Raw genomic sequence first — 23,009 nt, forward strand, 5'->3', positions numbered from 1 at the left:
GCGCTGGTCCGTGAGGATCCGCACCGTCGGGATCACGTCAGACCGGTGACGGTGATCCCACCGGCCGGGATGCGCGCAGGGGGCATGCATCCCGGCCGGTCCGCCGTCCGGCGCCGTGCGATGTCGCACAGCCGCCCGCCCTAGCCCAAGCTGGCATCTCCCGGTTAGCGTCTACCCATGGCACGGGGTCGTCCCGAGCCAGCCGGCCGGCCCGGACTCTGCGACTGCACGTGCCACGGGGCCCGCATCCGACCCCGTGTCTCCGGGCACCGGACGAGGCGGAACGCGGGTGGACGGGTGCACACCCGCCGGAGCAGGCCTGTGACGAATCGCCGTACCACCCCTCGGGCCGACGAGCAGAACCCGGCCGCCACCAAGACCCCGGGCCGGGCCAGGAGCGGACGCCGTACCCGGACGGCCGAGCCGGCCGCCAGTGCGGAGCCCGCACCAGGACCCCGGGCGTACGTCCTGGACACCTCGGTGCTGCTCTCCGACCCCGGTGCCTTCCACCGGTTCGCCGAACACGAGGTGGTGGTGCCACTCGTGGTGATCTCGGAGCTGGAGGGGAAGCGCCACCATCCGGAACTGGGCTGGTTCGCCCGGCAGTCGCTGCGGATGCTCGACGAGCTGCGGGTGAAGCACGGCCGGCTGGACCAACCGGTACCGGCGAACGACTCGGGCGGCACGCTGCGGGTGGAGCTGAACCACGCCGACGACGGCGTACTGCCGCCGGGGTTCCGTACCGAGTCCAACGACACCCGGATCCTGTCGGTCGCGCTCAACCTGGCCGCCGAGGGGCAGCCGGTCACGCTGGTCAGCAAGGACATGCCGCTACGGGTCAAGGCCGCGTCGGTGGGGCTGACCGCCGACGAGTACCGGCACGGCCAGGCCAGCGATCCGACCTGGACCGGCATGGCCGAGCTGGAGCTGGCCGAGGAGCAGGTCAACCAGCTCTACGAGGGCGCGGCGCTGGACGTGGACACCGCCGCCGGACTGCCCACGCACACCGGCCTGGTACTGCACTCGCCGCGCGGCTCGGCGCTCGGCCGGGTGGTGCCGGACAAGACCGTACGGCTGGTCCGGGGTGACCGGGAGGCGTTCGGGCTGCGCGGCCGCTCGGCCGAGCAGCGGATCGCGCTCGAACTGCTGCTGGACGAGTCGATCGGCATCGTCTCGCTCGGCGGCCGGGCCGGCACCGGCAAGTCCGCGCTGGCGCTCTGCGCCGGCCTGGAGGCGGTGATGGAGCGGCGCCGGCACAAGAAGGTCATCGTCTTCCGCCCGCTCTACGCCGTCGGCGGCCAGGAACTCGGCTACCTGCCCGGCTCGGAGGCGGAGAAGATGTCGCCGTGGGCCCAGGCGGTCTTCGACACCCTCGGCGCGGTGGTGCACGAGAACGTGATGGAAGAGGTGCTGGCCCGGGGGATGTTGGAGGTGCTCCCGCTGACCCACATCCGGGGCCGGAGCCTGCACGACGCCTTCGTCATCGTCGACGAGGCACAGTCGTTGGAACGCGGGGTGCTGCTCACCGTGCTGTCCCGGGTGGGTCAGGGCTCCCGGGTGGTGCTCACCCACGACGTCGCCCAGCGGGACAACCTGCGGGTCGGTCGGCACGACGGTGTGACGGCGGTGATCGAGGCGCTGAAGGGGCATCCGATCTTCGCCCACGTCACCCTGAACCGGTCCGAGCGGTCGCCGATCGCCGAGGTGGTCACCGACCTGCTGGAGGACATCCCGTTGTAGCGGACGAGCCCGAGACGGTCGAGAATCACGGGGTAGTCTGTCCTGGTTTGAGCCTATAAATCCCGTGACCCAATTCACAAATCTCGTCTCCCGTTTCCCAAGGGCCTCACCTTGCGCAATGGTGTCCTTCGAGCGCCCACGTCCCAGGGGGCATAGCTGGAGATCAGTTCTCCTCCCGGGGCGGAGGCACCGACGGACAGCGGTCGGTCGGGGGTCGCGGCCCACCGGGCCGGGGCGCTCGCGGCGTGACCAGCGGGCCTTCCGCCTCCGGTGCGCCGCGACCCTGATCCCGACGAGAGGACCACTTTGTGAGTCGGCTGTCGAGCCGGTTCGCTGTCCGGGGAGTCGCGGTCGCCCTGCTTCTGGGGGGCGTCGGCGGCGGTTACTACCTCGGCGAAGACCGGGAAGCACAGCAACACAGCATCGAGGCCGAGTCGGCGTTCGACGCGCAGCAGGCCGAGTGGGACCTGCTCCGCGAGCGGCACGCGGCGCACATCCGAGCCACCGCCGAGCAGCGGGCCGCCGAGGCGGAGGCCGCCCGCAAGGCGGCCGAGGTCGCCAAGGCCGCGGCGGAGCGGGCCAAGAAGGCGGAGCAGGCCGCGAGCCGTAAGCGCGAACGCGAGAAGCAGGAGAAGAAGGAGGCGGAGGAGGCCACGAAGCCCTACACCGGGCCGATCCCCGCCTCGTGCAACGAATACAGCGGTAACCGCAAGATCGGCTGTGCTCTCCTGCTCGAAGAGGGCTTCAAGCTCGCCGAGATGCCCTGTCTCGACAAGCTCTGGAAGAAGGAGAGCGGCTGGAACCACAAGGCCGAGAACAAGTCGTCCGGCGCGTACGGCATCCCGCAGGCGCTGCCCGGCACCAAGATGGCCTCGGCCGGCAGCGACTGGAAGACCAGCCCGGCGACCCAGATCGAGTGGGGGTTGGGCTACATCAAGGGCCGCTACGGCACGCCCTGTGACGCCTGGGCACACTCCCAGGACGTCGGCTGGTACTGAGCGCGACGCGGCAGGGCGGGGGTCCGGACGATCGGTCCACACCCCCGCCCTTCCCGTCCGGTGGCCGAGCGGTCTGAGATCCCGGCGACAGCGCGCCGAGGTTCGCGCGGGCTCTTCCGCCCCCTCGACGTGCTTCGCTGGCGGTCGGCGCGGGAAGCTGATAGCAACTTGAGGGTGACGTTCGACCCGATGTCCCGCGGCAACGACCCGAACAGGTTCGGCACCGAAGCGTTCTACGCGGCGCTCGGCCGGGCCTTCGTCGCGATGTGCGCCGTGGTGCCGGTGCTCTTCGTGATCGAGGCGCTCGACGTCTGGCTGAACGCCGGATTCGACACCACCGCCGGGATCATGCCCCGGAGCATCGCCGGGCTCGACGGCATCTTCTTCGGACCCTTCCTGCACCACGGCTTCGACCACCTCTACAGCAACAGCGTGCCGCTGATCCTGCTCGGCACCTTCGTACTCGCCACCGGGGCGCGGCGGTTCCTCTACTCCACGCTCCTGATCATGTTCGTCAGCGGGCTCGGTGTCTGGATCACCGGATCACCCCAGTCGATCGTGGTCGGGGCCAGCGGCGTGGTCTTCGGCTACCTCGGCCTGCTCTTCATGCGGGGGATCGTCGAACGGAGCTGGTGGAACTTCGGCGTCGTACTGCTGGTCGGCCTGCTCTACGGCTGGCAACTGCTCGGGGTACTGCCCACCGACGAACCGATCTCCTGGCAGGGGCACCTCTTCGGGCTGCTCGGCGGCCTGGTGGCCGCGATCGTCTTCCGGCGGCGTCGGCCCCGCGACGACGACCCGTACCGGTCGGAGTCGACCATGACGCTGCCCTGACGCTGCGTACACCCTCGGGTGGGACGGCTATTGCTTCGATGCCTGGTGTCCGCCTACGGTCGGATCAGCACAACTGTTGATCAGTCCGTGGTCGGAGAGCGACGGTGAGCACATGCGTGAGGTCGATGTCGCCATAATCGGGGCCGGCCCCACCGGGCTCTTCGCCGCCTACTACGCCGGCTTCCGTGGACTGTCGGTCGCGGTCATCGACGTGCTGCCCGAGCCGGGCGGACAGGTCACCGCGATGTACCCGGAGAAGGTCATCTACGACGTCGCCGGGTTCCCGTCGATCAAGGGCCGCGACCTGGTCGCCAACCTGGTCACCCAGGCCGCGTCGTTCAACCCCGAATACCTGCTCGGGGTACGCGCTGAGAAGCTGTCGTACCTGGACGGAAAGCCGGTGCTCAGCCTCGCCAACGGCGACATCCTGCACTGTGGCGCGATCATCGTCACCGCCGGGCTGGGCAGCTTCACGCCCCGCCCACTGCCGGCCGCCGAGAACTTCGTCGGCAGCGGCATCGTCTTCTTCGTGCCGCACCTGGCCGATCTCGCCGGGCACGACGTGCTGATCGTCGGCGGCGGCGACTCGGCCTTCGACTGGGCGCTGGCACTGCAACCCCTGGCCCGGTCGGTCACCCTGGTGCACCGCCGGGAGAAGTTCCGGGCCCACGCCGCGACCGTCGACCGGGTACGCGAGCTGCCGGTACGCATCGTGGTCAACGCCGAGGTGACGACGCTGCACGGCGAGGGCGCCGTGACCGGGGCGGAGATCGCCGTCAAGGGTGGTCCGACCGAGACGATTCCGGTCGACACCGTCGTGGCCGCGTTGGGCTTCACCGCCGACCTCGGCCCGCTGACCGAGTGGGGGCTCGACCTCGACAAGCGACACATCCGGGTCGACAGCACCATGGTCACCAACCTGCCCAGGGTCTTCTCCGCCGGTGACATCACCGAATATCCGGGCAAGGTCCGGCTGATCGCCACCGGCTTCGGCGAGGCGGCGACGGCGGTGAACAACGCCGCCGTGGTGATCAACCCGGCCGCGCACCTCTTCCCCGGTCACTCCTCCGACGCGGGCTGACCCGGCTCGTCGGGTAGGCCGGCCAGGTCGGCCATCAGCCGCATCTGGTGGTCGAAGTACGCCTCGTAGTTCTCCACCACCCCCTGGGCGAGCCGGCCGAACACCTCGAAGCTGACCAGGCCGAAGAGCTGGCTCCAGGCGGCCATGCAGCGGACGAGCTGCTCCTCGGTGAGCGCGCCGGGACGTTGCTGGAGCAGCCGGGCCAGGTCGGCGCGGACCGGGGATGGCACGGGGGTGGCGTCGGGTGGGGCGAGCCGGCCGGCGGCGGCCCCGTCGACCATGATCTCGACCAGCGCGAAGACCACCCGCTGGGCCGGGACGACGGTCTCGGCCGGGGCGGCGTAGCCGGGCACCGGGCTGCCGTACAGCAGCGCGTACTCGGCGGGGTGCGCCAGCGACCAGGCCCGTACGGCGTGGCTCACCCCCAGCCAGCGCCCGCGCAGGTCGTGCCGGTCAACCGCCGCGTCACCCGCCTCGGCCGCGTCACCGAGCGCCTGGTACGCCTCGACGATCAACACGGTGAGCAGCGCGTCCCGGCTGGGGAAGTACCGGTAGACGGCTGACGAGACCATGCCGAGGTCCCGGGCGACGGCCCGGAGCGAGAGGTTGCCGCCCTCGGTCGCGAGGTGCCGCCGGGCGACCGTCTTGATCTCCTCGATCATCTCGGCGCGGACCCGGGCCCGGATCGATGGTGCGGACATGCCGCCACCCTGCCACACCCCGGTCGTCTCCCGAGCGCACCGGTGCCGGATGTGAGCACCGGACGAAAATGAGAGCAGTGCTCTTGACGACGGCCGGGCTGGAGGGCAGGCTGTGAGGGCCAGTCGAGAGCACTGCTCTCGAAGCAGAGAGTTGATCTGAAAGGTGGGGTGGATGGCACTCCAGGTGATCGTCGGTGCCGGCCCGGTCGGCCAGGGCGTGGCCCGGCTGCTCGCCGAGCGGGGCGAGCGGGTCCGGCTGGTCAGCCGCCGGGGCGGTGGACCGGCGCATCCCGGCATCGAGCGGGTCGCCGCCGACGCGACCGATCCTCGGTTGGCCGAGCTGGCGGAGGGTGCCGCGACGATCTACAACTGCGCCAATCCGGCGTACCACCGCTGGGCCACCGACTGGCCGCCGATCGCCGCCGCGCTGCTGACCGTGGCGGAACGCACCGGGGCGGTGCTGGCCACCACCGGCAACCTCTACGGCTACGGCCCGGTGGACGGGCCGATCACCGAGAGCGCGCCACTGCGCCCGAACGGCGTGAAGGGCCGGGTCCGGGTCCGGATGTGGCAGGACGCCCTGGCCGCGCACGAGGCGGGGCGGGTCCGGGCGACCGAGGTACGTGGCTCCGACTACCTCGGCGCGGGCGCGCAGACCATCTTCACCCTGCTCGCGGTGCCGAAGGTGCTGGCCGGGAAGCGGGCGAGCGTACCGGCCGACCTGGACGCGCCGCACAGTTGGACGTACGTCGGCGACGTCGCCCGTACCCTGGTCGCCGCCGCCGCCGACGAACGGGCCTGGGGGCGGCCCTGGCACGTACCCAGTCAGCCGCCGGTCTCGATCCGGGCGCTGGCGGCCCGGCTCGCCGAGCTGGCCGGCGCCCCCGCACCCCGACTCGCCTCGATGCCGCCCGCGCTGCTCTGGCTCGGCGGGCTCTTCGACCCGACCGCGCGGGAGCTGCGGGAGACGGCGTACCAGTTCCGCCGGCCGTTCGTGCTGGACTCCTCGGCGGCGACCGCCACGTTCGGCATCGAGCCGACCGGGCTGGACACCGCACTGCGGGAGACCGCCGGACCCACCCCGGCGGCGTCCCGCTGATCCAGAACCCCGCCGGGCGACGCGCCGACAGCCGGGCTACTCCTGCTCGGCCAGCGGGCGCCCGTCGAAGTCGATCGCCGAGTAGAGCGCCAGCTTCTCCAGCCGGTGGTACGAGTCGATCACCCGGATCGTGCCGCTCTTGGAACGCATCACGATCGACTGGGTGTACGCGCCACCGGCCCGGTAGCGGACGCCGCGCAGCAGGTCGCCGGAGGTGATCCCGGTGGCCACGAAGAAGGCGTTGTCCCCGGTCACCAGGTCGTCGGTGTGCAGTACCCGGCCCAGGTCGTGTCCGGCGGCGAGCGCCTTCTCCCGCTCCTCGTCGTCGCGGGGCCAGAGCTTGGCCTGCATCGCCCCGCCCATGCACTTCAGGGCGCAGGCGGCGGTGATGCCCTCCGGGGTGCCACCGATCCCCATCAGCACGTCGACGCCGGACTCGCCCCGGGCGGCGGCGATGGCCCCGGCGATGTCGCCGTCCGAGATGAACTGGATGCCGGCGCCGGCCCGGCGGATCTGCTGCACCAGCTCCTTGTGCCGGGGGCGGTCGAGCACGCAGACCGTGACGTCGGAGACCTCGCTCCCCTTGACCTTGGCGATCCGGCGCAGGTTCTCGGCCACTCCGGCGTTGATGTCGACGACGTCGGCGTAGACCGGGCCGACCGCGAGCTTCTCCATGTAGAAGACGGCGCTCGGGTCGAACATCGCGCCGCGTTCGGCCACCGCGAGCACGGCCAGGGCGTTCGGCATGCCCTTGCTCATCAGGGTGGTGCCGTCGATCGGATCGACCGCCACGTCGACCTCCGGCCCGGTGCCGTCGCCGACCTGCTCGCCGTTGAAGAGCATCGGGGCGTTGTCCTTCTCGCCCTCGCCGATCACCACCACCCCGCGCATCGGGATCGAGTTGATCAGCTTGCGCATGGCGTCGACGGCCGCGCCGTCGCCACCCTCCTTGTCGCCCCGGCCGACCCACCGGCCGGCGGCCATCGCCGCCGCCTCGGTGACCCGGACGAGGTCGAGGGCAAGGTTGCGGTCGAGGTTCTGTGGCACCCGGGTACGGGTGTTCGTCATGTCGGCTCCTCCTCGCGACACTGCGGGGTGGCCCGGCACAGCGTGGCGCGCGCCGCCGGCCTTGTCAGGAATCCTGACACGCTGGTCAACTTAACGCCGGTTCGGGGGGCCGGTGGCCCGGATCGCCGGATCCGGCGGCTGTGCAGGGCGGGGCCAGCGCCTCGGCGGGCTGCCCGGAGGGGCACTGCCGGCGAGGCTGTCAAGATAGTGGGGTGAACTCCACGCAGCCTGCCGACCGCACCCCGGACGACCAGTTCCCGGCCGAGCCGGCCACGGCCCCCGCCGCCGGGCCGGAGCCGGAGGGCGCCGGGCCGGAGGGCGCCGGACCGGACGACGAGCAGGTCGTGCCGGCCGCGATCCGGTCGCAGCGGTCGACCAAGGACGTCGTCATGTCCCTGCTGGTCCTGCTGGTGCCGATCGCCCTCCTGATCGGCTTCGGCCGGGTCGTTCTCGGCGCGGACCAGCCGGTGGTGGTCGATCCGGCCCCGGTGTTCCAGCAGGCCCGGAACGCCAACGCCTTCCCGGTCGGCGAGCCGACCGAGCTGTCCGACGGCTGGCGTACCGTCACCGCCCAGTTCCGACGGGAGGCCGGTGGTGCGACCCTGCGGCTCGGCTACCTCAGCCCGGACGGCGGGGGAGTGCAGTTGGTGCAGAGCAGCCTGCCGGCCGACGAGCTGATCCCGGCCGAGCTGACCCGCGACGGTCGGCCGCAGGGCACGGTCGAGGTGGCCGGGCGCAGTTGGCAGCGGTACACGGCCCGTCCTGGCGAGTCGGCTCTGGTCCTGCTGGAACCCGGGCGGACGGTTCTGGTGGTCGGTCAGGTGCCCGAGCGTGACCTGCGCCGGATAGTCGTCGCCATGCGGTAGTCGTCCCCTCCCGGTACGCTGCGTGCCTGCGCGTCACGGTGGGCAGAAGCCCGCCGGGCACTTACTGGGGAGGATCGACAGTGACATTCCGACGGTGGGGCGTCGCCACGGTAGCGGCGGTGGCCCTGTTCGCGCCGGCTCTGACCGCCTGTGGGGGCGAGGGCGCCGAGCCGGAGGCGTCCGGTTCAGCGGCACCGGCGATCCCGGCGGATGCCAAGGAGGCGCTGCTCGCGTCGACCAAGGAAATCACCAAGGGTAACTTCAAGTTCAGCATGACCGGCGCGGATCTCGACGGTCAGGGCTTCGTGCACCAGCCGAGCCAGAGCGCCCAGATGCGGGTGAAGGCCGGCAACGACGAGTTCTCGATGGACATGGAGATCGTCTACATCAAGCCCGACAGCTGGGTGAAGATGACGATCGAAGGTGCCGAGGGCGTACCGGGGCTGGAGAAGCTGAACTCCGGCAAGTACCAGCACCTGGACCAGTCCAAGATCAAGAGCGCCAAGGGACTGGGCTTCGACTTCACCGACGTCGACCCGGCCGGCAGCGAGGCGCTGACCAAGGCGATCGTCGACGTGCAGAAGACCGGCGAGGGTGCGTACAGCGGCACGATCGACCTGACCAAGGCCACCGGCGCCGGCATGGTCGACGAGGACGCGGTCAAGCTGCTCGGCGCCGAGGCGAGCAAGCTGCCGTTCGAGGCCAAGCTCGACACGCAGGGCCGGCTCAGCTCGCTGACCATCCAGCTGCCGGCGGTCGGCGGCGGCAAGGCGCAGGAGCTGAAGGTCGGCTACTCCGACTACGGCGCGGCGAGCCAGGCCAAGGCGCCGCCGGCGGCCGAGGTCGTGGAGGCGTCGCCGGAGACGTACGAGCTGTTCAACAAGTGAGTAACGGTGCCGGGTGGGGTGGCTACGGCCGCTCCGCCCGGGCCTGCCGGACGGTGTCGATCCGCTGCCGGGCCCCGTCGAGCCAGCCCTGGCAGATCTCGGCCAGCCGCTCACCCCGCTCCCAGAGCGCCAGCGACTCCTCGAGCGAGGTGCCGCCGGCCTCCAGCCGTTCCACCACCGTGGCCAGCTCGGCCCGGGCCTGCTCGTAACTGAGTCCGTCGCCCGGCCCGCTCGCGCGTTCTTCCGTGTCAGTCATGGTGGCTCCCATCTCAGCACACCGCCGCCGGAGGCGGGTCCGCGCACACACCCGCGCAGGCGCCCGCGCAGCGGCTACGGCTCGACGACCGCGCCCAGTTCGCCCTCGGCGAGGCGTACCCGCAGCGGGTCACCGGCGGCGACCTCGCCGGGTGCGCGTACGACGTGCCCGTCGGCGCGCTGCACGATGGCGTACCCCCGGTGCAGGGTGGCCGCCGGGGAGAGCGCGCGCAGCCGCGCCACGGTGTGCCGCAGCTCCCCCGTCGCGGTGCCGAGCCGGTGCTCCACGCAGCGGGCCGCGCGGTCGCGCAGCGCCGTCACGTCGGCGGCCCGCTGGTCGAGCAGCACCTCCGGCCGGGCCAGTGCGGGGCGGGACCGCCAGGCGTCGAGCCGGTGCGCCTCCCGGTCGACGAGTCCGATCATGGCTCGGTCGAGCCGGTCCCGGGCCATCCGGATCAGCCGGGTCTCCTCGCCGAGGTCCGGCACGATCCGTTTGGCGGCGTCGGTCGGCGTCGAGGCGCGCAGGTCGGCCACGTAGTCGACCAGCGGTGCGTCCGTCTCGTGGCCGATGGCGCTGACCACCGGGGTACGGCAGCCGAAGACCGCCCGGCAGAGCGCCTCGTCGGAGAAGGGGAGCAGGTCCTCGACGCCGCCACCGCCCCGGGCCAGCACGATCACGTCGATGCTCGGGTCGGCGTCGAGCACCTTGAGCGCGTCGACGATCTGCGGTACGGCGGTCGGGCCCTGCACCGCCACGTTGACCGTACGGAACTGGACCGCCGGCCAGCGGCGTCGCGCGTTCGTCAGCACGTCCCGTTCGGCCGCCGAGGCCCGGCCGGTGATCAGGCCGATCCGGCTGGGCAGGAAGGGCGGCCGGCGCTTGCGGGCCCGGTCGAAGAGCCCTTCGGCGGCGAGCAGCTTCTTCAGCTTCTCCAGCCGGGCCAGCAGTTCGCCGAGCCCGACCTGCCGGATCTCGTCGGCCCGCAGGCTCAGCGTGCCGCGTGCGGCGTAGAACTCGGGCTTGGCGTGCAGCAGCACCCTGGCCCCCTCGGCCAGCTCCGGCGCACCGGCGTCCAGTACGTCCCGGTTGGTGGTGACGGTGAGGCTGAGGTCCGCCGACGGGTCGCGCAGGGTGAGGAAGACCGTCGCCGCGCCGGGGCGGCGGCTGAGCTGTGCCACCTGGCCGTCCACCCAGACCCAGCCCAGCTTGCCGATCCAGGCGCTCAGCTTCTGGCTGACCACCCGGACCGGCCACGGCTCCTCGGGGGTACTGCGCGGGGTGGCGGCCTCGGTCATCCGGTCAGCCTACGGCCGCCGCCGCCCGTCCCCGCCGCCGCCGGTCCCGGGCGCGGCGGTACCCCGGCACGGCGGCCAGCGGGCGCGACCACGGGCGGAACGTAGACTGGGCGGGTGACCGAGGCTCAGGCGACACCCCAGACCGGCAAGCGCGTCCTGTTGGCCAAGCCCCGCGGCTACTGCGCCGGGGTCGACCGTGCCGTGCAGACCGTGCAGGAGGCCCTGAAGCTCTACGGGGCGCCGATCTACGTCCGCAAGCAGATCGTGCACAACAAGCACGTCGTCTCCACGCTGGAGCGCCAGGGTGCCATCTTCGTGGAGGAGAACGAGGAGGTGCCGGAGGGCTCGACCGTGATCTTCTCCGCGCACGGCGTGGCGCCGGAGGTCTACGAGCAGGCGAAGACGCGCTCGCTGAAGGCGATCGACGCGACCTGCCCGCTGGTCACGAAGGTGCACCACGAGGCACGGCGGTTCGCGGCGGACGATTACGACATTCTGCTCATCGGTCACGAGGGGCACGAAGAGGTGATCGGCACCGCAGGCGAGGCGCCCGCGCACATCCAGCTCGTGGACGGCCCGGACGACGCCGACAAGGTGACCGTACGGGACCCGGCGAAGGTGGTCTGGCTCTCCCAGACGACCCTGTCGGTGGACGAGACGATGGAGACCGTCGCCCGGCTCAAGCGCCGGCTGCCGCTGCTCCAGTCGCCGCCCAGCGACGACATCTGCTACGCCACCCAGAACCGGCAGCACGTGGTGAAGGAGATCGCCGCCGACTGTGACGTGGTGATCGTGGTCGGCTCCCGCAACTCCTCCAACTCGGTCCGGCTGGTCGAGGTGGCGGTGGACGCGGGCGCCCGGGCCGGCTACCTGGTCGACTACGCCTCCGAGATCTCCGACGACTGGCTGGCCGGGGCCAGCACGGTCGGGGTGACCTCCGGGGCGAGCGTCCCCGACGACCTGGTCATGGAGGTGCTCGACCACCTCGCCGCGCGCGGCTTCGCCGACGTGACCGAGGTGACGACCGCCGACGAGCGGCTCACCTTCTCGCTGCCGCAGGAGCTGAAGCGCGACATGAAGGCCGCGGCGGCCAAGGCGGCGGCCGAGCAGTCCGACGCACTCGCGGCGAGCGCCGCGAACGGCTGACCGGGGTACGCGCGGTGCCGGCGTCGACCAGCGCGGGACGCGGAACGGGCGCCGTGGCGTACGCGTCAGAACTGCCATGACCACGCGGTGGATGGTCGGCGCGGTGCTGGCCGCCGGGCTGGCCCTCGGTGCCTGCGCGGACTCCGGCTCGACGCCGCCGAACGCATCGGGAGGAAGCCCGGTGACCCGGCCCGCCTCGCCCGACCCGACCGCTTCGGGTCCCGGCGCCCCGACGGTGGATCCGGTCACTCCGACCAAGTCGCCGCGCGGCGGGGCGGCACCGAGCGGCACGACGACGCTCAGCGGGACGGTCCGGGCCGGTGTCGAGCCGAACTGCCTACTGCTGGACGGCTACCTGCTGGTCGGCGGCCCCCGAGACGTGATCACCGCCGGTGCCCGGGTGACGGTGACCGGCCAGGTACGCGCCGATCTGATGACCACCTGTCAGCAGGGCACTCCGTTCCAGGTGCAGAGCGCGGCCCGGGCCTGACGGCCGAGACCCGAGGTCGACCGCCGAGGCGTTCCGAGCGGCAGCCTGCCCGGGATCCTGCGGGAGCCCGCCCCGAAAGCGCTGCGCGGTCGTCCCGGCGCAGGCATATATGCCCGGTGCGCGTGATACCACCCTGTCATCACGATGACTCGGTGGTATCACGCTCGAAGAAGTGATGCCTCGTTGTCGGAGGGCACCGCACCAGCGCGGGAGCCGGCGCTACAGACAGGCGAAACGGGGCCGGTCCCAGCCCGGGACCGGCCCCGCTCCGTTCGGTGGATCGTCAGTTCACCGCGTCGACCAGTACGAGGGCGTCGCCGACCACGGCACCCTCCACGGTGACCACCCGCATCTCGCCGGAGAGCTGCCGGCCGGCGGCCGGCGCCGCCAGCGCGGTCACCGAACCGGTGATGCTGGTGCTGTCCTGGTACGCCAGCGACTCGTAGTTCGCCGGAGTCGACAGGTTGCCGAGGGCGGGCGAGAAGAAGACGTCCCGGTAGTCGAGCTGGGTGGTCCCGGCCGGCACCGAGTACCCCTCGATCTCGATCTCGTAGGTCCCGGCCGCCGGGTTGGCCAGCGAGACCGACTCCTCCGAGTCACCGTCGGCGTCGTACGCCACCCGTACGCCGTCCTTGTAGACGTAGAGGTCGAGGTCGGCACCGGCGTCACTGGTGTTCCCGATCGACACGTCGAGCCGGCTCGCCCCGGCCGGTACCGCGACCTCGTAGCTCAGCACCTCGTGGTGCGCGATGGTCGGCCGGGTCTCCCGGGTGCTGCCGAGCGGCCCGCCGGAACCGGTGATGACGACCGGGCCGAACTCGTTGGTCAGCTCCCAGGTGACCGGGGTCGGCTCCCCGGCCTCCACGCTGAGCAGCTCGGTCACGTCCGGGGTGACCTCGACGCCCTGCACCCGGGCCTGGAGCTGGTACGGGTTGCCGAGCAGCGGCGACGTACGCCGCGACTCGACCTCGATCTCCCACACCCCCGGGATCGGGTTGTCGTACGACCGCTCCTCCGGCTTGCACGCGGCGGCGTCGGAGAAGTTGGTGAAGCAGGCCGTGCTGGCGGTCGGGTCCACCGGGACGCCCCACGGGTTGATCGCGATGAACCGGGTCTGCGAGCCGGGGGCGATGCCGGTCAGGTTGACCTGCAACGAACCCGCGCCCTCCGGCACGGTGACGAAGTACGTCTTGAAGAGGTTGCGGTCGACGTTGCCGGCCGCCGAGAAGGAGAAGTCCTTCTTCTTCGGCACCTCGGCGATGGTGACCGCGTTCATGAACTCGAAGTCCACCGCCGGGGTCGCCGGGTCGTCGACCTCGACGATCGCGCTGTGCACCCCGACCCCGGCCTTCGCCTCGACGCTGAACGTCACCGTCTTGCCCAGCGGCAGGTCCAGGTGTGCCGGCACCTTGCCGAACACGTTGCCGGTGTTGCCGACCAGCCGCAGGTCGTGCCGGACGGTCCCCTTCGGACCGCTGTTCCGGGTCACCTTCACCTTGTACGTCTTCGCCACGTTCGGCTTCTGCCCGCCCGCGCCGACGGCGCACCGGTTGTAGATGCCGGTACCCCGGAACGGCGTGGCCAGCATGCCGGCCAGCGGCGTGCAGACCGGGGCGTCGACGGTGTAGCCGCGGGTCTCCAGCGCGGCACCGGCCAGCAGTTGCCAGGCGGCCGGCACGTTGAGCTGCCCGTTGCCCTGGCCGTGCGCCGGTACCCCGTCGATCCAGGACGCCGACGAGTAGATCGCCCGGCGCAGCGCGGCGGTGGTGACCAGCTTGCGGTTCGCCTTGGCAGCCGAGAGCAGCAGCGCGATGCCGCCGGTCACCTGCGGGGCGGACATCGAGGTGCCGTTGATCATCTGGTAGCCGGGCGGCAGCGGGTAGCCGGCCTCGGGGACCGGGTTGCCCGGCAGCCAGAGCGGGGTGGTGGAGATCGCCGATCCCGGCGCGGTGATGTTCGGCTTGAACCCGCCGTCCTCGCGCGGACCGCGCGAGGAGAAGTAGAGCAGCTGGTACGGCGTGCGGGTCTCCGAGCCGTAGTTGGCCAGGTAGCTCTCCTGGCTGATCCCGGCGGCGACGCTGACGATGTTGGTCACCGTGGAGGGGTCGCCGATGGTGTTGATGCCGGGGCCGGAGTTGCCGGCCGAGAAGACGAGCTGCACGCCGAGTTCGTTGACGATCCTGTCGTACAGTTCGGCCCGCAGGTCACTGCCGTCGTTCAGCGGGCCGAGGCCGCCGATCGAGATGTTGACCACGTCGACGTCCCGGTTGACCACCAGCTCGACCATGCCGTCGGTGAGCGCGGCGAAGGTGCAGCCGCCGCCCCACGAGCAGGCCCGGGCGGAGACCAGCTTGGCGCCGGGCGCCCCTCCGTCCAGATTGGCGTTGCCGAACATGTCGTTCGCGGCGGTGATGCCGGCGACGTGCGAGCCGTGCGGGTCCTCGACCACGCCGATGTTGACGAAGTCGTACGCCCCCGGCAGGCCGGCCGGGGTGGTGTCGACGTCCTCGCGGAACTCGACCACGAACGGGGTCTGGTCGCGTACCGGGGTCTCCGGCCGGTCGGTGCCGAAGTGGCCCACGTCGTAGCGCTCGGCGTACGGGCGCATCACCGGGTCGTCGGTGAAGTTCCGGTTCCCGTTGGCGTCGACCCGGATGTCGTGGCTCGCCGGGTCGTAGAGGATGCCGAACAGGTCCGCGGTGTCGCCGTCCCGGTTGATGTCGCCGCCCGGCGCGCTGCCCGCGGTGATCGACTCGGCGAACCGGTTGATCCGGTACGTCCCGGCCGGCGCGGTCCAGGTGGCACCCGCGTAGCTGAAGCTCGGGCCGGTCACCTCGTCGCGCATGATCCGCCAGGTGGCGTCACCGTCGAAGATCGGGTCGGTGGCGGTGAACCAGTCGGCGATCTTGCGCTCACCGGTGGAGGTGGTCTGCAACGCCGGGTGGTCGAGGTCGACCCCGGTGTCCATGATGCCGATCGTGACGCCCCGGCCGTCCCAGCTCGGATGCGCGGCCTTGAAGTCCACCGCGCCGATCTCGTGGGTCGGCATGTACGGGTTCCGGGCCGGCGTGTCGGCACCCGGTCCGCTCACTGCCGCCTTCGCCCGAGCCTGTGCCTGCGCCCGGGCCGGGGTCGGTTCGGGCTTCGGCAGCTCGACCTTCTCGTCGAGGTCGACCGCCGCGACGCCGGGCAGCGCGGCGGCGGCCGGCACCGCCGAGGTGGGCACGCTGGCCCGGACGTAGCCGACCTCGTCGGCCCGCTTGGCGATGATGCCGCCGAGCTTTCGCAGCCCGGTGACGACGGCGCCGGAGCGCCCCTTGTCGGCCGCGATGAGCAGCGTCACCCGGGCTTCCTTGCGGGACTTCGCCTCGGCGAGTAGTTCCAGGTCGCGCGGACCCAGGGTGTCGGTGGGATCGGTCTTCAGGGTTTCCGGTGCGGCGGTCGGATCGGCGCTCGCCGGGGTGGCACCGGTGGCCAGGGTCAGGCCGCTCAGGACCAGGGCCGAGGCGAGTACCCCGGCCGAGGTCCGTCGACGCCACGTGCGGGATCTACTCACGTTCATGTCCTTCGGGAGAACAGGCCCTGGAAGGCAGGGCACACGTGACCGGAATCCTCGGACGCCGTACGCACGCCTGTCACTATCGTGCTGCGCGTTGTGACCACCCCGTGATCTGTGTGGACCGATCGGCGGGCCGGCGGCGCGGATCAGCGTCGATGACCGGCCGATCGCCGATTCCGATCTGGACGATCAGGGCTGCGGCGACCGGGGGATCTCCAGTTGCCGGGCGGCCGGCGGGTCGACCAGCTCGGGCGCCTGCGGCTGGCGCGGAGCCGTCTCGACCTGCGGCGGCACCGGCAACTCGTCGCCGGCCACACCCAGCTCGGCGAGCTTGCGGGCGCTGACCAACACCCGGGCCTCCAACGAGCCCACCGCCCGGTTGTACGCGGTCACCGCCCCGCCCAGCGCCCCGCCCAACTTGGAGACGTGCTCGCCGAGGGTGCCGAGCCGACCGTACAGCTCGCGGGCCAGCGCGTGCACCGCCACCGCGTTGCGGGCCAGCGCCTCCTGCCGCCACGAGTACGCGACGGTACGCAGCAGCGCCACCAGGGTCGCCGGGGTGGCCAGCACCACGTTGCGGGCGAACGCGTGCTCCAGCAGCGTCGGGTCGCGTTGCAGCGCCACGTCGAGGAACGGGTCCGCCGGCACGAAGAGCACCACGAACTCCGGGGACTGGTCGAAGGCGGCCCAGTAGGACTTGGCGGCCAGCGCGTCGACGTGTCCCCGCAGATGCCGGGCGTGCGCGTCCAGGTGCCGGTCCCGGCCCTGCTCGTCCCGGGCCTCCATCGCGGTCAGGTACGCCTCGAACGGTGCCTTCGCGTCCACCACCACCGAGCGGCCGCCGTGCAGCCGGACCACCAGGTCGGGGCGGACCGTCTGATGCTCGGTCGCCGCCGTCACCTGCTCGGCGAAGTCGCAGTGCTCCAGCATGCCGGCGGCCTCCACCACCCGGCGGAGCTGGTGCTCGCCCCAGCGGCCGCGCACCTGCGGGGCGCGCAGCGCGGCGACGAGCTGCTTGGTCTCGGTACGCAGCTCGCCGGAGACCGCCGTCATCGAGCGGACCTGCTCACGCAGCTCGGCGTACGCGTCGACCCGGTCGTGCTCCAGCTCGGCGACCCGCTGCTCGTACCGGCGCAGCGTCTCGTGCAGCGGCGCCACCGCCCGGGCCACCGCCTCCTGGGACTGGGCGGTCGCCTCGTAGGAGAGCGCCCGCATCGACTGCTCCAGCCGGCCCTCGCCCTCCCGGGTGGCCCGCAGGGTCGCGTCCAGCCGGGCGATCTCGGCGGTCGACCGCGCGGTCGCGGCGAGCCAGCCGATCACCCCGCCCGCGACGAGGCAGACGATCACCACGGCCACGGTCGAGAGGTCCACTCACAGAGCATGCCAGGCGCCGGGCGCAGCGGCGCGAGTACTCGCCGGTGGTGGTGGGTACCGTGGGGTGATGGGCGAGGTGATCTGGTTCCTCCTGCTGGTGGTGCTGCTCGGCGGTGCGGTTCTCTGGTGGCGTCGCGAGCGTGCGGCCCGGCAGGCCCGGGAACTCGCCGACGCGCGGGCCGAGGCCGGTCGCTGGTACGAGCGGCTGGGCGGGCAGTTGATGAACCTGCACGGTGCCGAACCGGCGGTCCGGCAGGCGCTGGCCGACGCGGGGGAGCGCTACAACGCCGCCGGCAGCCAGCTCGAACAGGCGCGCAGCGCCCGGCAGTACGAGCTGGCCCGGGAGACCGCCCTGGAGGGGTTGGCGTACGTCCGGGCGGCCCGGGTGGCGCTCGGCATCGACCCGGGGCCGGAACTGCCGCCGCTGGCCGCCGCCCGGGGCGTCGGCGCGGTCACCGTGCCCAGGGAGGTGCAGGTCCAGGGCGAGACGTTCCGGGCCGGGCCGAATCCCGGCTCGGCGACGCCCTACTACTACCCGGGTGGGCGGATGCGGGGCCGTCCGGTGCCGGCCGGCTGGTATTCGACCCCGTGGTGGAAGACCGGGCTGGCGGCCGGCGCCGGGGTGCTCGGCGGCATGTTGATCGCCGACGCGCTCTTCTCGCCGGCCTTCGCCGACCCCGGGTACGGCTACGACGCCGGATACCAGGAGGGTTTCACGGACGGCGCGGACTACGGCGACGCGGGGGACGCCGGTGCCGCCGGGGACTTCGGCGGCGGCGACTTCGGTGGCGGGGGGTTCGGCGGGGGTGACTTCGGCGGTGGCGACTTCGGTGGTGGGGGAGATTTTTAGTCGTACGCTCTGAATGTCCCGGTGTCCCGGCCGGCCTTCGGGCTAGCCGTCCGGTGGATGGTAGGGCTGACCGGATGGTCCTCCCCACGGGGCAACCGGCAGAGTCGTCAACTGTGAGCGTTGACGTGGAGACCGTAGGGAGGCGCCGGCCGGTGATTGCCGGACGCTGGGTGACCAGCCTGGCCGCGGCGGGCCTCGGGGTCGTGGCGGTGACCGTGACCGCACAGTCGATCGACCGGTTCCACTGGTGGGCCGGCTTCGTCCTGGTACCCGGAGCCCTGGTCGCCGCGTCCGGCGGACCGCTGCTCGCCCGCGGCGGCGGGCGTGCGTTCGTCGGCTACCTGCTGGCCTGCGTCGGCGGGTTGGTCTTCGCGGTCGGCGCGATGCTGATGCTCGGGGTGATGGGGCAGGGCTGGCCATTCATGATCACTCTGCCGGGGCTGGCCGTCGCCGGCACCTACTACTGGCGTTCGCCCGACCCGCTGCCCCGGGCCTTCCACCGCACGGTGGCGATGCTGGCGCTGAACACCGCCGCGCTCGGGGTGACCTTCCTGCTGCTGGTCAACGACGCGCTGGACTTCGGCTCCACCGGCTGGTGGGGCGCGTTCATGATGGTCGGCGGCGTGATCATCCTGGCCAACGGGCTGGAACTGCTCCGGCACCGGATCATGTACCGGGCCCAGGCCGTCACCCTGGCCGTCGGCCCGGCGGTGATCGCCTTCCTGCTCGGTCTGCGCTTCCTGCGCGACTGGCCGTTCCACTTCTGAGCGCGGGCGTCCCCGGGCTCGGCTGCGCCGTCACCGGGGGAGCCGCCAGGTGAGGCCGTGGCCGTACGGGTAGCGGACCGCCGTCGGGTCGGCCGGGTCCGGGACGCTGACCGGGAGCTTGCCGCGCGGCGCGACCTCGCCGACGAGTACCCGGGTCAGCGCCTCCATCGACGCCTTCGTGTAGCCGAACGTGACGAGCTGGGTCGGTACGTCGTCGAAGTGCCCGACGTCGTAGGCGTCCCGTACCGCGACCACCACGACCGGCCGGCCGGTGGCGGCCAGCGCGTGCACCAGCTTCTGCTGCCGGGCGTTCGGGTCGGTGACCGTGGTGTCGAAGGACTTCTGGGTCAGCACGACCGTCAGGTCGTTGGCCTGGGCGGCGGCCACCGCCTCGGCGATCTTCGCGTCGTTCGGCAGCCCGGTCGGCAGCGCCGTGCTCCGGTTGCCCCTGGCGGCCAGCCCGGCGGCGAGGGTGCCGACGTTGTCGAAGGCGCTGGAGTTCCAGCCGGTGACCAGCACCGACCGGTCGGCCGTCGGCAGCGGCAGCAGCTTCGCGTCGTTGCGGACCGCGGTCACGGTACGGTCGGTGATCTTCCGTAGTTCGACCTGGTGGGCGGGGTGCCCGACCACCCGCTCGGCGGCGGCCGGGTCGACCGGCGGCACCCCGTCGAGTACGCCCCGGCGCTGCTTGAGGGTGAGGATCCGGCGTACCGACTGGTCGATCCGGGCCTCGGTGAGTTCGCCGGAGGCGACGGCGGCGAGTACGGAGTTGACCGCCAGGTCGAGGTTCGGCGGCATCAGCAGCAGGTCGGCGCCGGCTTTGAGGGCGAGCACCGGGACGCGGTCGTCGCCGTACTGCTGGCGTACCCCGGCCATGGCGAGCGAGTCGGTCACCACCACGCCCCGGAAGCCGAGCCGTTCCCGGAGCAGCCCGGTGAGGATCGGCGCGGAGAGCGTGGCCGGGTCGCCCGAGTCGTCCAGCGACGGTACGACGATGTGCGCCGTCATGATGGTGTCGACTCCGGCCGCGATGGCGGCCCGGAACGGCGGTTCGTCGAGCCGCTGCCACTCGTCCCGGGTGTGGTGGATCACCGGCAGCGCCGTGTGGCTGTCGTCCCGGGTGTCGCCGTGTCCGGGGAAGTGCTTGGCGGCCACGCTGACCCCGGAGCCGGCCTGGAAGCCGACCACCTGGGCGGCGGTCATCCCGGCGACCAGCAGCGGGTCGGAGCCGAAGGAGCGTACCCCGATCACCGGGTTGGCCGGGTTGACGTTGACGTCGGCCGACGGTGCCCAGGCCTGCCCGATGCCGACCGCCCGCAGTTCCCGCCCGGTGATCCGGGCGGCGGTGTACGCGTCGACCAGGCTGCGTCCGGCGCCGAGCGCCATGTTGCCGGGGAAGAGGGTGGCCGGGGCCGGCAGCCGCTGCACGATGCCGTGCTCCTGGTCGGTGGAGATGAGCAGCGGGATCCGGGGACCGTTGGCGGCGGCGCTCGCCTGGAGCCCGTTGGAGAGCGTGGCGATCTGCCGGGGCGAGTCGAGGTTGTGCGACCAGGTGAAGTAGATGACCCCGCCGAGGTGGTATTTCGCCACCACCTCGGCCCCGGTGTCCACCCCGTACGCCTGCCGGTTGGCGGTGGCGTCGGCCGCGCTCGGCGCGGTGGCGGAGCCGCCGTAGACGTAGGTGGCGAAGAGCTGGCCGACCTTCTCCGGCAGGCTCATCCGGGCGATCAGCCGGTCCACGGGGGACGGCTTGGCATGGGTGGACGGTGCGGCCTGGGCGGGTGGGCTGGCGCCGCCGGCGGCGAGCAGGGCGATCGTGACGCTTGATGCCAGTAGCCGGGCCCGCATGGCGCCTCCAGGTGATTCATCAGACCCTATAAATTAGTCCGCCCCCGGGCTGTCGGGCAAGAAGCTTCTCTGTTATTGCCAACATCGAAGGAAAGCTTCATCCTGGTCGTGACGGGCGGCAGTTGTGGCAGGCGAAAGTCCTAACTGACCAGAGTCGTGGCCGACGAGATCGGTCGATGACCGGCACGGAGGTGTGGCGATGCGTCGTCGGAGGATCGGCAGTGGGCTCCTCGGTGCCGGAGTCGGCACGGCCCTCCTGGTCACGGTCCTGGCCGTGCCACAGCCGGCGACCGCCGGCCCGAGGGTCGGCCAGGCGCTGACCGGCCCGAGGGTCGGCCAGGCGGTGGCTGCCGGTCGGAGTGGGGGATGGCCGGGCGGGCCGCCGACCGTCGGCCCCGACGACGTCCGGTTCGAGCGGCGCACGCTGCGGCCCGGCCGGCCGCAGGAGGTCGGCCTGCTGCCCGAGTACGTCGACCGGCTGCGCACCGACGCCGAGGCGTACCTGACGCCGACCCCGGACCACCCCACCTTCCCGACCTACGCCGGAGCCGTACTGCTCGCCGCCAAGGACGGGGTGGTCGTCCGGCACGAGGCGGTCGGCACGGCGGTGAAATATGAATCGGTCGGATCGGCCCCTGGACGCGTCGGTGTCGAGTTGCCGGCCGAACAGCAGATCCCGATGCGCAAGGACACCATCTTCGACCTCGCCTCCATCTCCAAGCTCTTCACCACCGTGGTGGCCCTGCGCCAGGTCGAGCGCGGCACCGTCGAACTGGACGCGCCGGTGGTGCGCTACCTGCCGGAGTTCGCCGCCGGTGGCAAGGAGGCGGTCACCGTACGGATGCTGCTCACCCACACCGGCGGGCTGCCCGCGTTCGCACCACTGTGGAGCAGCTACCCGACCCCGGAGGAACGGGAGGCAGCCGCGCTGGCCACCCCGTTCGCCGCCGGTGCCAGCCCCGGCAACCAGTACGTCTACTCCGACCTCGGGCTGATCGCGCTCGGCGTACTCGTGGAGCGGGTGACCGGCCGCCCGCTGGAGCAGCTCGTCGCCGCCGAGGTGACCGGGCCGCTGCGGATGGTCGACACCGGCTACAACCCGGCAGCGGCGCTGCGGCACCGGATCGCCGCCACCGAATACCAGCCGTACGCGAACCGGGGCATGGTCTGGGGCGAGGTGCACGACGAGAACGCCTGGGCACTCGGCGGGGTGGCCGGACACGCCGGGCTCTTCTCCACCGCCGCCGACCTGGCCATCTTCTGTCAGATGCTGCTGAACGGCGGCGAATACCGGGGCGCCCGGATCCTGCGCGAGTCGACCGTGCGGGACATGCTGGTCAACTACAACGCCGGCCTGGAGAGCCGCTATCCGGAGAGTGACCGGGGACTCGGCGTCGAGCTGCACAAGCACTGGTACATGTCCGGGCTCGCCTCGCCGGTCGCGTTCGGGCACACCGGGTTCACCGGCACCTCGATCGTGATCGACCCGCTGTCGCACACCTTCCTGATCCTGCTGAGCAACCGGGTGCACCCGGATCGGAACTGGGGCAGCAACAACGTGGCCCGGCGGGCGCTGGCCCGCGACCTGGCGTACGCGGCTCCGGTCCGGCCGCCGCTGGGCGGCACCGCCTGGCGCGCGGACGACCTCGACGGCGGCAGCGTCACCCTCACCGCGCCGCTGCGTCGCGCCGCCGGCCGGGCGGCGGTGGCCAGCTTCCAGCTCTGGTACGACACCGAGCCGCGCTACGACCTGCTGCACTTCCAGACCTCGGCCGACGGCGGCGAGACCTGGGCCCCGGTCGACGTGACCCTGGTCGGCCCGACCGGGCGGTGGACCGCCGAGGGCTCGGTCACCGGGTACGGCGGCCGGCGCTGGTGGCAGGCGTTCGCGGAGCTGCCGGCCGGCACCACCGACCTGCGCTGGAGCTACGCCACCGACGGCAGTTCCCGGGGCCGGGGCGTCTACGTCGACGGCCTGCTCGTGGTCGGCACCAACGGCCTGCTCTTCTCCGGCGAGGGCACCGACGCCACCCGCTTCTCCGCCACCGGCTGGACCCCCTCCCGCACCTGACGCCGCGCATCAGGCTGCCCAAGATTCTTGTTGAGCTGCGGTTAGCCACGCGCCACGATTCAACAAGAATCTTGCGGCG

Annotated in this window: 19 protein-coding genes; 12 read left to right on the top strand and 7 right to left on the bottom strand. The window is 72.1% G+C overall.

Features of this window, described 5'->3' with window-relative positions; genetic code table 11:
- The first annotated feature begins 321 nt into the window (after nucleotides 1-321).
- The 4 genes from V1634_RS21100 (at nucleotide 322) to V1634_RS21115 (ending at nucleotide 4,653) form a co-directional block, all read left to right on the top strand.
- A complete protein-coding gene (locus tag V1634_RS21100; protein WP_331209611.1) occupies nucleotides 322-1,740 on the top strand; it encodes a PhoH family protein in 1,419 nt (472 codons plus the stop codon).
- A gap of 308 nt (nucleotides 1,741-2,048) precedes the next feature.
- Nucleotides 2,049-2,738 (top strand): aggregation-promoting factor C-terminal-like domain-containing protein, encoded by a 690-nt coding sequence (locus V1634_RS21105; protein ID WP_331209612.1) that lies wholly within the window; start codon nucleotides 2,049-2,051, stop codon nucleotides 2,736-2,738.
- A gap of 189 nt (nucleotides 2,739-2,927) precedes the next feature.
- A complete protein-coding gene (locus V1634_RS21110; protein WP_331209754.1) occupies nucleotides 2,928-3,572 on the top strand; it encodes a rhomboid family intramembrane serine protease in 645 nt (214 codons plus the stop codon).
- A 112-nt stretch (nucleotides 3,573-3,684) separates the two neighbouring features.
- Nucleotides 3,685-4,653 carry an NAD(P)/FAD-dependent oxidoreductase gene (locus tag V1634_RS21115; protein ID WP_331209613.1) on the top strand — a complete coding sequence of 323 codons (969 nt, stop codon included), beginning with the start codon at nucleotides 3,685-3,687 and terminating at the stop codon, nucleotides 4,651-4,653.
- Here the strand turns inward: V1634_RS21115 and V1634_RS21120 are convergent.
- Nucleotides 4,632-5,354, bottom strand: coding sequence for a TetR/AcrR family transcriptional regulator (locus tag V1634_RS21120; RefSeq protein ID WP_331209614.1), 723 nt, complete (start codon nucleotides 5,352-5,354; stop codon nucleotides 4,632-4,634). The two genes, V1634_RS21115 and V1634_RS21120, sit on opposite strands and share 22 nt — an antisense overlap.
- A 172-nt stretch (nucleotides 5,355-5,526) precedes the next feature.
- Here V1634_RS21120 and V1634_RS21125 point away from each other — a divergent pair, with 172 nt between their 5' ends.
- Entirely contained in the window at nucleotides 5,527-6,453 is a 927-nt protein-coding gene (locus tag V1634_RS21125; RefSeq protein ID WP_331209615.1) for an NAD-dependent epimerase/dehydratase family protein, read from the top strand.
- 36 nt (nucleotides 6,454-6,489) lie between these two features.
- Here V1634_RS21125 and glpX read toward each other — a convergent pair whose 3' ends face one another.
- On the bottom strand, nucleotides 6,490-7,521 hold the full coding sequence (glpX, locus tag V1634_RS21130) for a class II fructose-bisphosphatase (RefSeq protein WP_331209616.1): 1,032 nt from the start codon (nucleotides 7,519-7,521) through the stop codon (nucleotides 6,490-6,492).
- Between the two features lie 212 nt (nucleotides 7,522-7,733).
- On the opposite strand from glpX, the gene V1634_RS21135 reads away from it, so the two are divergent.
- Nucleotides 7,734-8,387: a DUF4245 domain-containing protein gene (locus V1634_RS21135; protein WP_331209617.1), complete on the top strand. Its 654-nt coding sequence runs from the start codon at nucleotides 7,734-7,736 to the stop codon at nucleotides 8,385-8,387.
- A gap of 80 nt (nucleotides 8,388-8,467) precedes the next feature.
- The gene (locus V1634_RS21140; RefSeq protein ID WP_331209618.1) at nucleotides 8,468-9,274 is read left to right on the top strand and encodes a hypothetical protein; all 807 of its coding nucleotides are present in this window, start codon (nucleotides 8,468-8,470) and stop codon (nucleotides 9,272-9,274) included.
- A gap of 22 nt (nucleotides 9,275-9,296) precedes the next feature.
- Here the strand turns inward: V1634_RS21140 and V1634_RS21145 are convergent, their stop codons facing one another.
- Together V1634_RS21145 and xseA are read right to left on the bottom strand one after the other, a co-directional pair.
- Nucleotides 9,297-9,530 (bottom strand): exodeoxyribonuclease VII small subunit, encoded by a 234-nt coding sequence (locus V1634_RS21145; RefSeq protein WP_331209619.1) that lies wholly within the window; start codon nucleotides 9,528-9,530, stop codon nucleotides 9,297-9,299.
- Nucleotides 9,531-9,604: 74 nt separating this feature from the next.
- Nucleotides 9,605-10,825 carry an exodeoxyribonuclease VII large subunit gene (gene xseA / locus V1634_RS21150; protein WP_331209620.1) on the bottom strand — a complete coding sequence of 407 codons (1,221 nt, stop codon included), beginning with the start codon at nucleotides 10,823-10,825 and terminating at the stop codon, nucleotides 9,605-9,607.
- A gap of 114 nt (nucleotides 10,826-10,939) precedes the next feature.
- Here xseA and V1634_RS21155 point away from each other — a divergent pair, with 114 nt between their 5' ends.
- Nucleotides 10,940-11,971: a 4-hydroxy-3-methylbut-2-enyl diphosphate reductase gene (locus V1634_RS21155; RefSeq protein WP_331209621.1), complete on the top strand. Its 1,032-nt coding sequence runs from the start codon at nucleotides 10,940-10,942 to the stop codon at nucleotides 11,969-11,971.
- A 76-nt stretch (nucleotides 11,972-12,047) separates the two neighbouring features.
- Nucleotides 12,048-12,461 (top strand): hypothetical protein, encoded by a 414-nt coding sequence (locus tag V1634_RS21160; protein WP_331209622.1) that lies wholly within the window; start codon nucleotides 12,048-12,050, stop codon nucleotides 12,459-12,461.
- Nucleotides 12,462-12,744: 283 nt separating this feature from the next.
- Here the strand turns inward: V1634_RS21160 and V1634_RS21165 are convergent, their stop codons facing one another.
- A complete protein-coding gene (locus V1634_RS21165) occupies nucleotides 12,745-16,017 on the bottom strand; it encodes a S8 family serine peptidase (protein WP_331209623.1) in 3,273 nt (1,090 codons plus the stop codon).
- Between the two features lie 192 nt (nucleotides 16,018-16,209).
- Nucleotides 16,210-17,391 carry a DNA recombination protein RmuC gene (gene rmuC, locus V1634_RS21170; RefSeq protein WP_331209624.1) on the bottom strand — a complete coding sequence of 394 codons (1,182 nt, stop codon included), beginning with the start codon at nucleotides 17,389-17,391 and terminating at the stop codon, nucleotides 16,210-16,212.
- A gap of 70 nt (nucleotides 17,392-17,461) precedes the next feature.
- Between rmuC and V1634_RS21175 the strand changes: the two genes are divergently transcribed.
- Both V1634_RS21175 and V1634_RS21180 read left to right on the top strand, forming a co-directional pair.
- Nucleotides 17,462-18,244, top strand: a complete 783-nt coding sequence (locus V1634_RS21175; RefSeq protein WP_331209625.1) for a hypothetical protein — start codon at nucleotides 17,462-17,464, stop codon at nucleotides 18,242-18,244.
- 152 nt (nucleotides 18,245-18,396) lie between these two features.
- Complete coding sequence (locus V1634_RS21180; protein ID WP_331209626.1) at nucleotides 18,397-19,011, top strand: hypothetical protein; 615 nt, start codon at nucleotides 18,397-18,399, stop codon at nucleotides 19,009-19,011.
- Nucleotides 19,012-19,041: 30 nt separating this feature from the next.
- Here V1634_RS21180 and V1634_RS21185 read toward each other — a convergent pair whose 3' ends face one another.
- Complete coding sequence (locus V1634_RS21185; protein WP_331209627.1) at nucleotides 19,042-20,859, bottom strand: glycoside hydrolase family 3 protein; 1,818 nt, start codon at nucleotides 20,857-20,859, stop codon at nucleotides 19,042-19,044.
- 199 nt (nucleotides 20,860-21,058) lie between these two features.
- Between V1634_RS21185 and V1634_RS21190 the strand changes: the two genes are divergently transcribed.
- Nucleotides 21,059-22,930: a serine hydrolase gene (locus V1634_RS21190; RefSeq protein ID WP_331209628.1), complete on the top strand. Its 1,872-nt coding sequence runs from the start codon at nucleotides 21,059-21,061 to the stop codon at nucleotides 22,928-22,930.
- Nucleotides 22,931-23,009: the final 79 nt, after the last annotated feature.

The organism is Plantactinospora veratri, assembly GCF_036421995.1.
Taxonomy (GTDB): Bacteria; Actinomycetota; Actinomycetes; order Mycobacteriales; family Micromonosporaceae; genus Plantactinospora; species Plantactinospora veratri.

What these genes read in the sequence shown, in the direction of transcription:
- glpX (WP_331209616.1), bottom strand. Translation starts at nt 7,521, where the DNA reads ATGACGAACACCCGTACCCGGGTGCCACAGAACCTCGACCGCAACCTT.
- xseA (WP_331209620.1), bottom strand. Translation starts at nt 10,825, where the DNA reads ATGACCGAGGCCGCCACCCCGCGCAGTACCCCCGAGGAGCCGTGGCCG.
- V1634_RS21175 (WP_331209625.1), top strand. Translation starts at nt 17,462, where the DNA reads ATGGGCGAGGTGATCTGGTTCCTCCTGCTGGTGGTGCTGCTCGGCGGT.
- V1634_RS21115 (WP_331209613.1), top strand. Translation starts at nt 3,685, where the DNA reads ATGCGTGAGGTCGATGTCGCCATAATCGGGGCCGGCCCCACCGGGCTC.
- V1634_RS21190 (WP_331209628.1), top strand. Translation starts at nt 21,059, where the DNA reads ATGCGTCGTCGGAGGATCGGCAGTGGGCTCCTCGGTGCCGGAGTCGGC.
- V1634_RS21185 (WP_331209627.1), bottom strand. Translation starts at nt 20,859, where the DNA reads ATGCGGGCCCGGCTACTGGCATCAAGCGTCACGATCGCCCTGCTCGCC.
- V1634_RS21125 (WP_331209615.1), top strand. Translation starts at nt 5,527, where the DNA reads ATGGCACTCCAGGTGATCGTCGGTGCCGGCCCGGTCGGCCAGGGCGTG.
- V1634_RS21145 (WP_331209619.1), bottom strand. Translation starts at nt 9,530, where the DNA reads ATGACTGACACGGAAGAACGCGCGAGCGGGCCGGGCGACGGACTCAGT.
- V1634_RS21160 (WP_331209622.1), top strand. Translation starts at nt 12,048, where the DNA reads ATGACCACGCGGTGGATGGTCGGCGCGGTGCTGGCCGCCGGGCTGGCC.
- V1634_RS21120 (WP_331209614.1), bottom strand. Translation starts at nt 5,354, where the DNA reads ATGTCCGCACCATCGATCCGGGCCCGGGTCCGCGCCGAGATGATCGAG.
- V1634_RS21110 (WP_331209754.1), top strand. Translation starts at nt 2,928, where the DNA reads ATGTCCCGCGGCAACGACCCGAACAGGTTCGGCACCGAAGCGTTCTAC.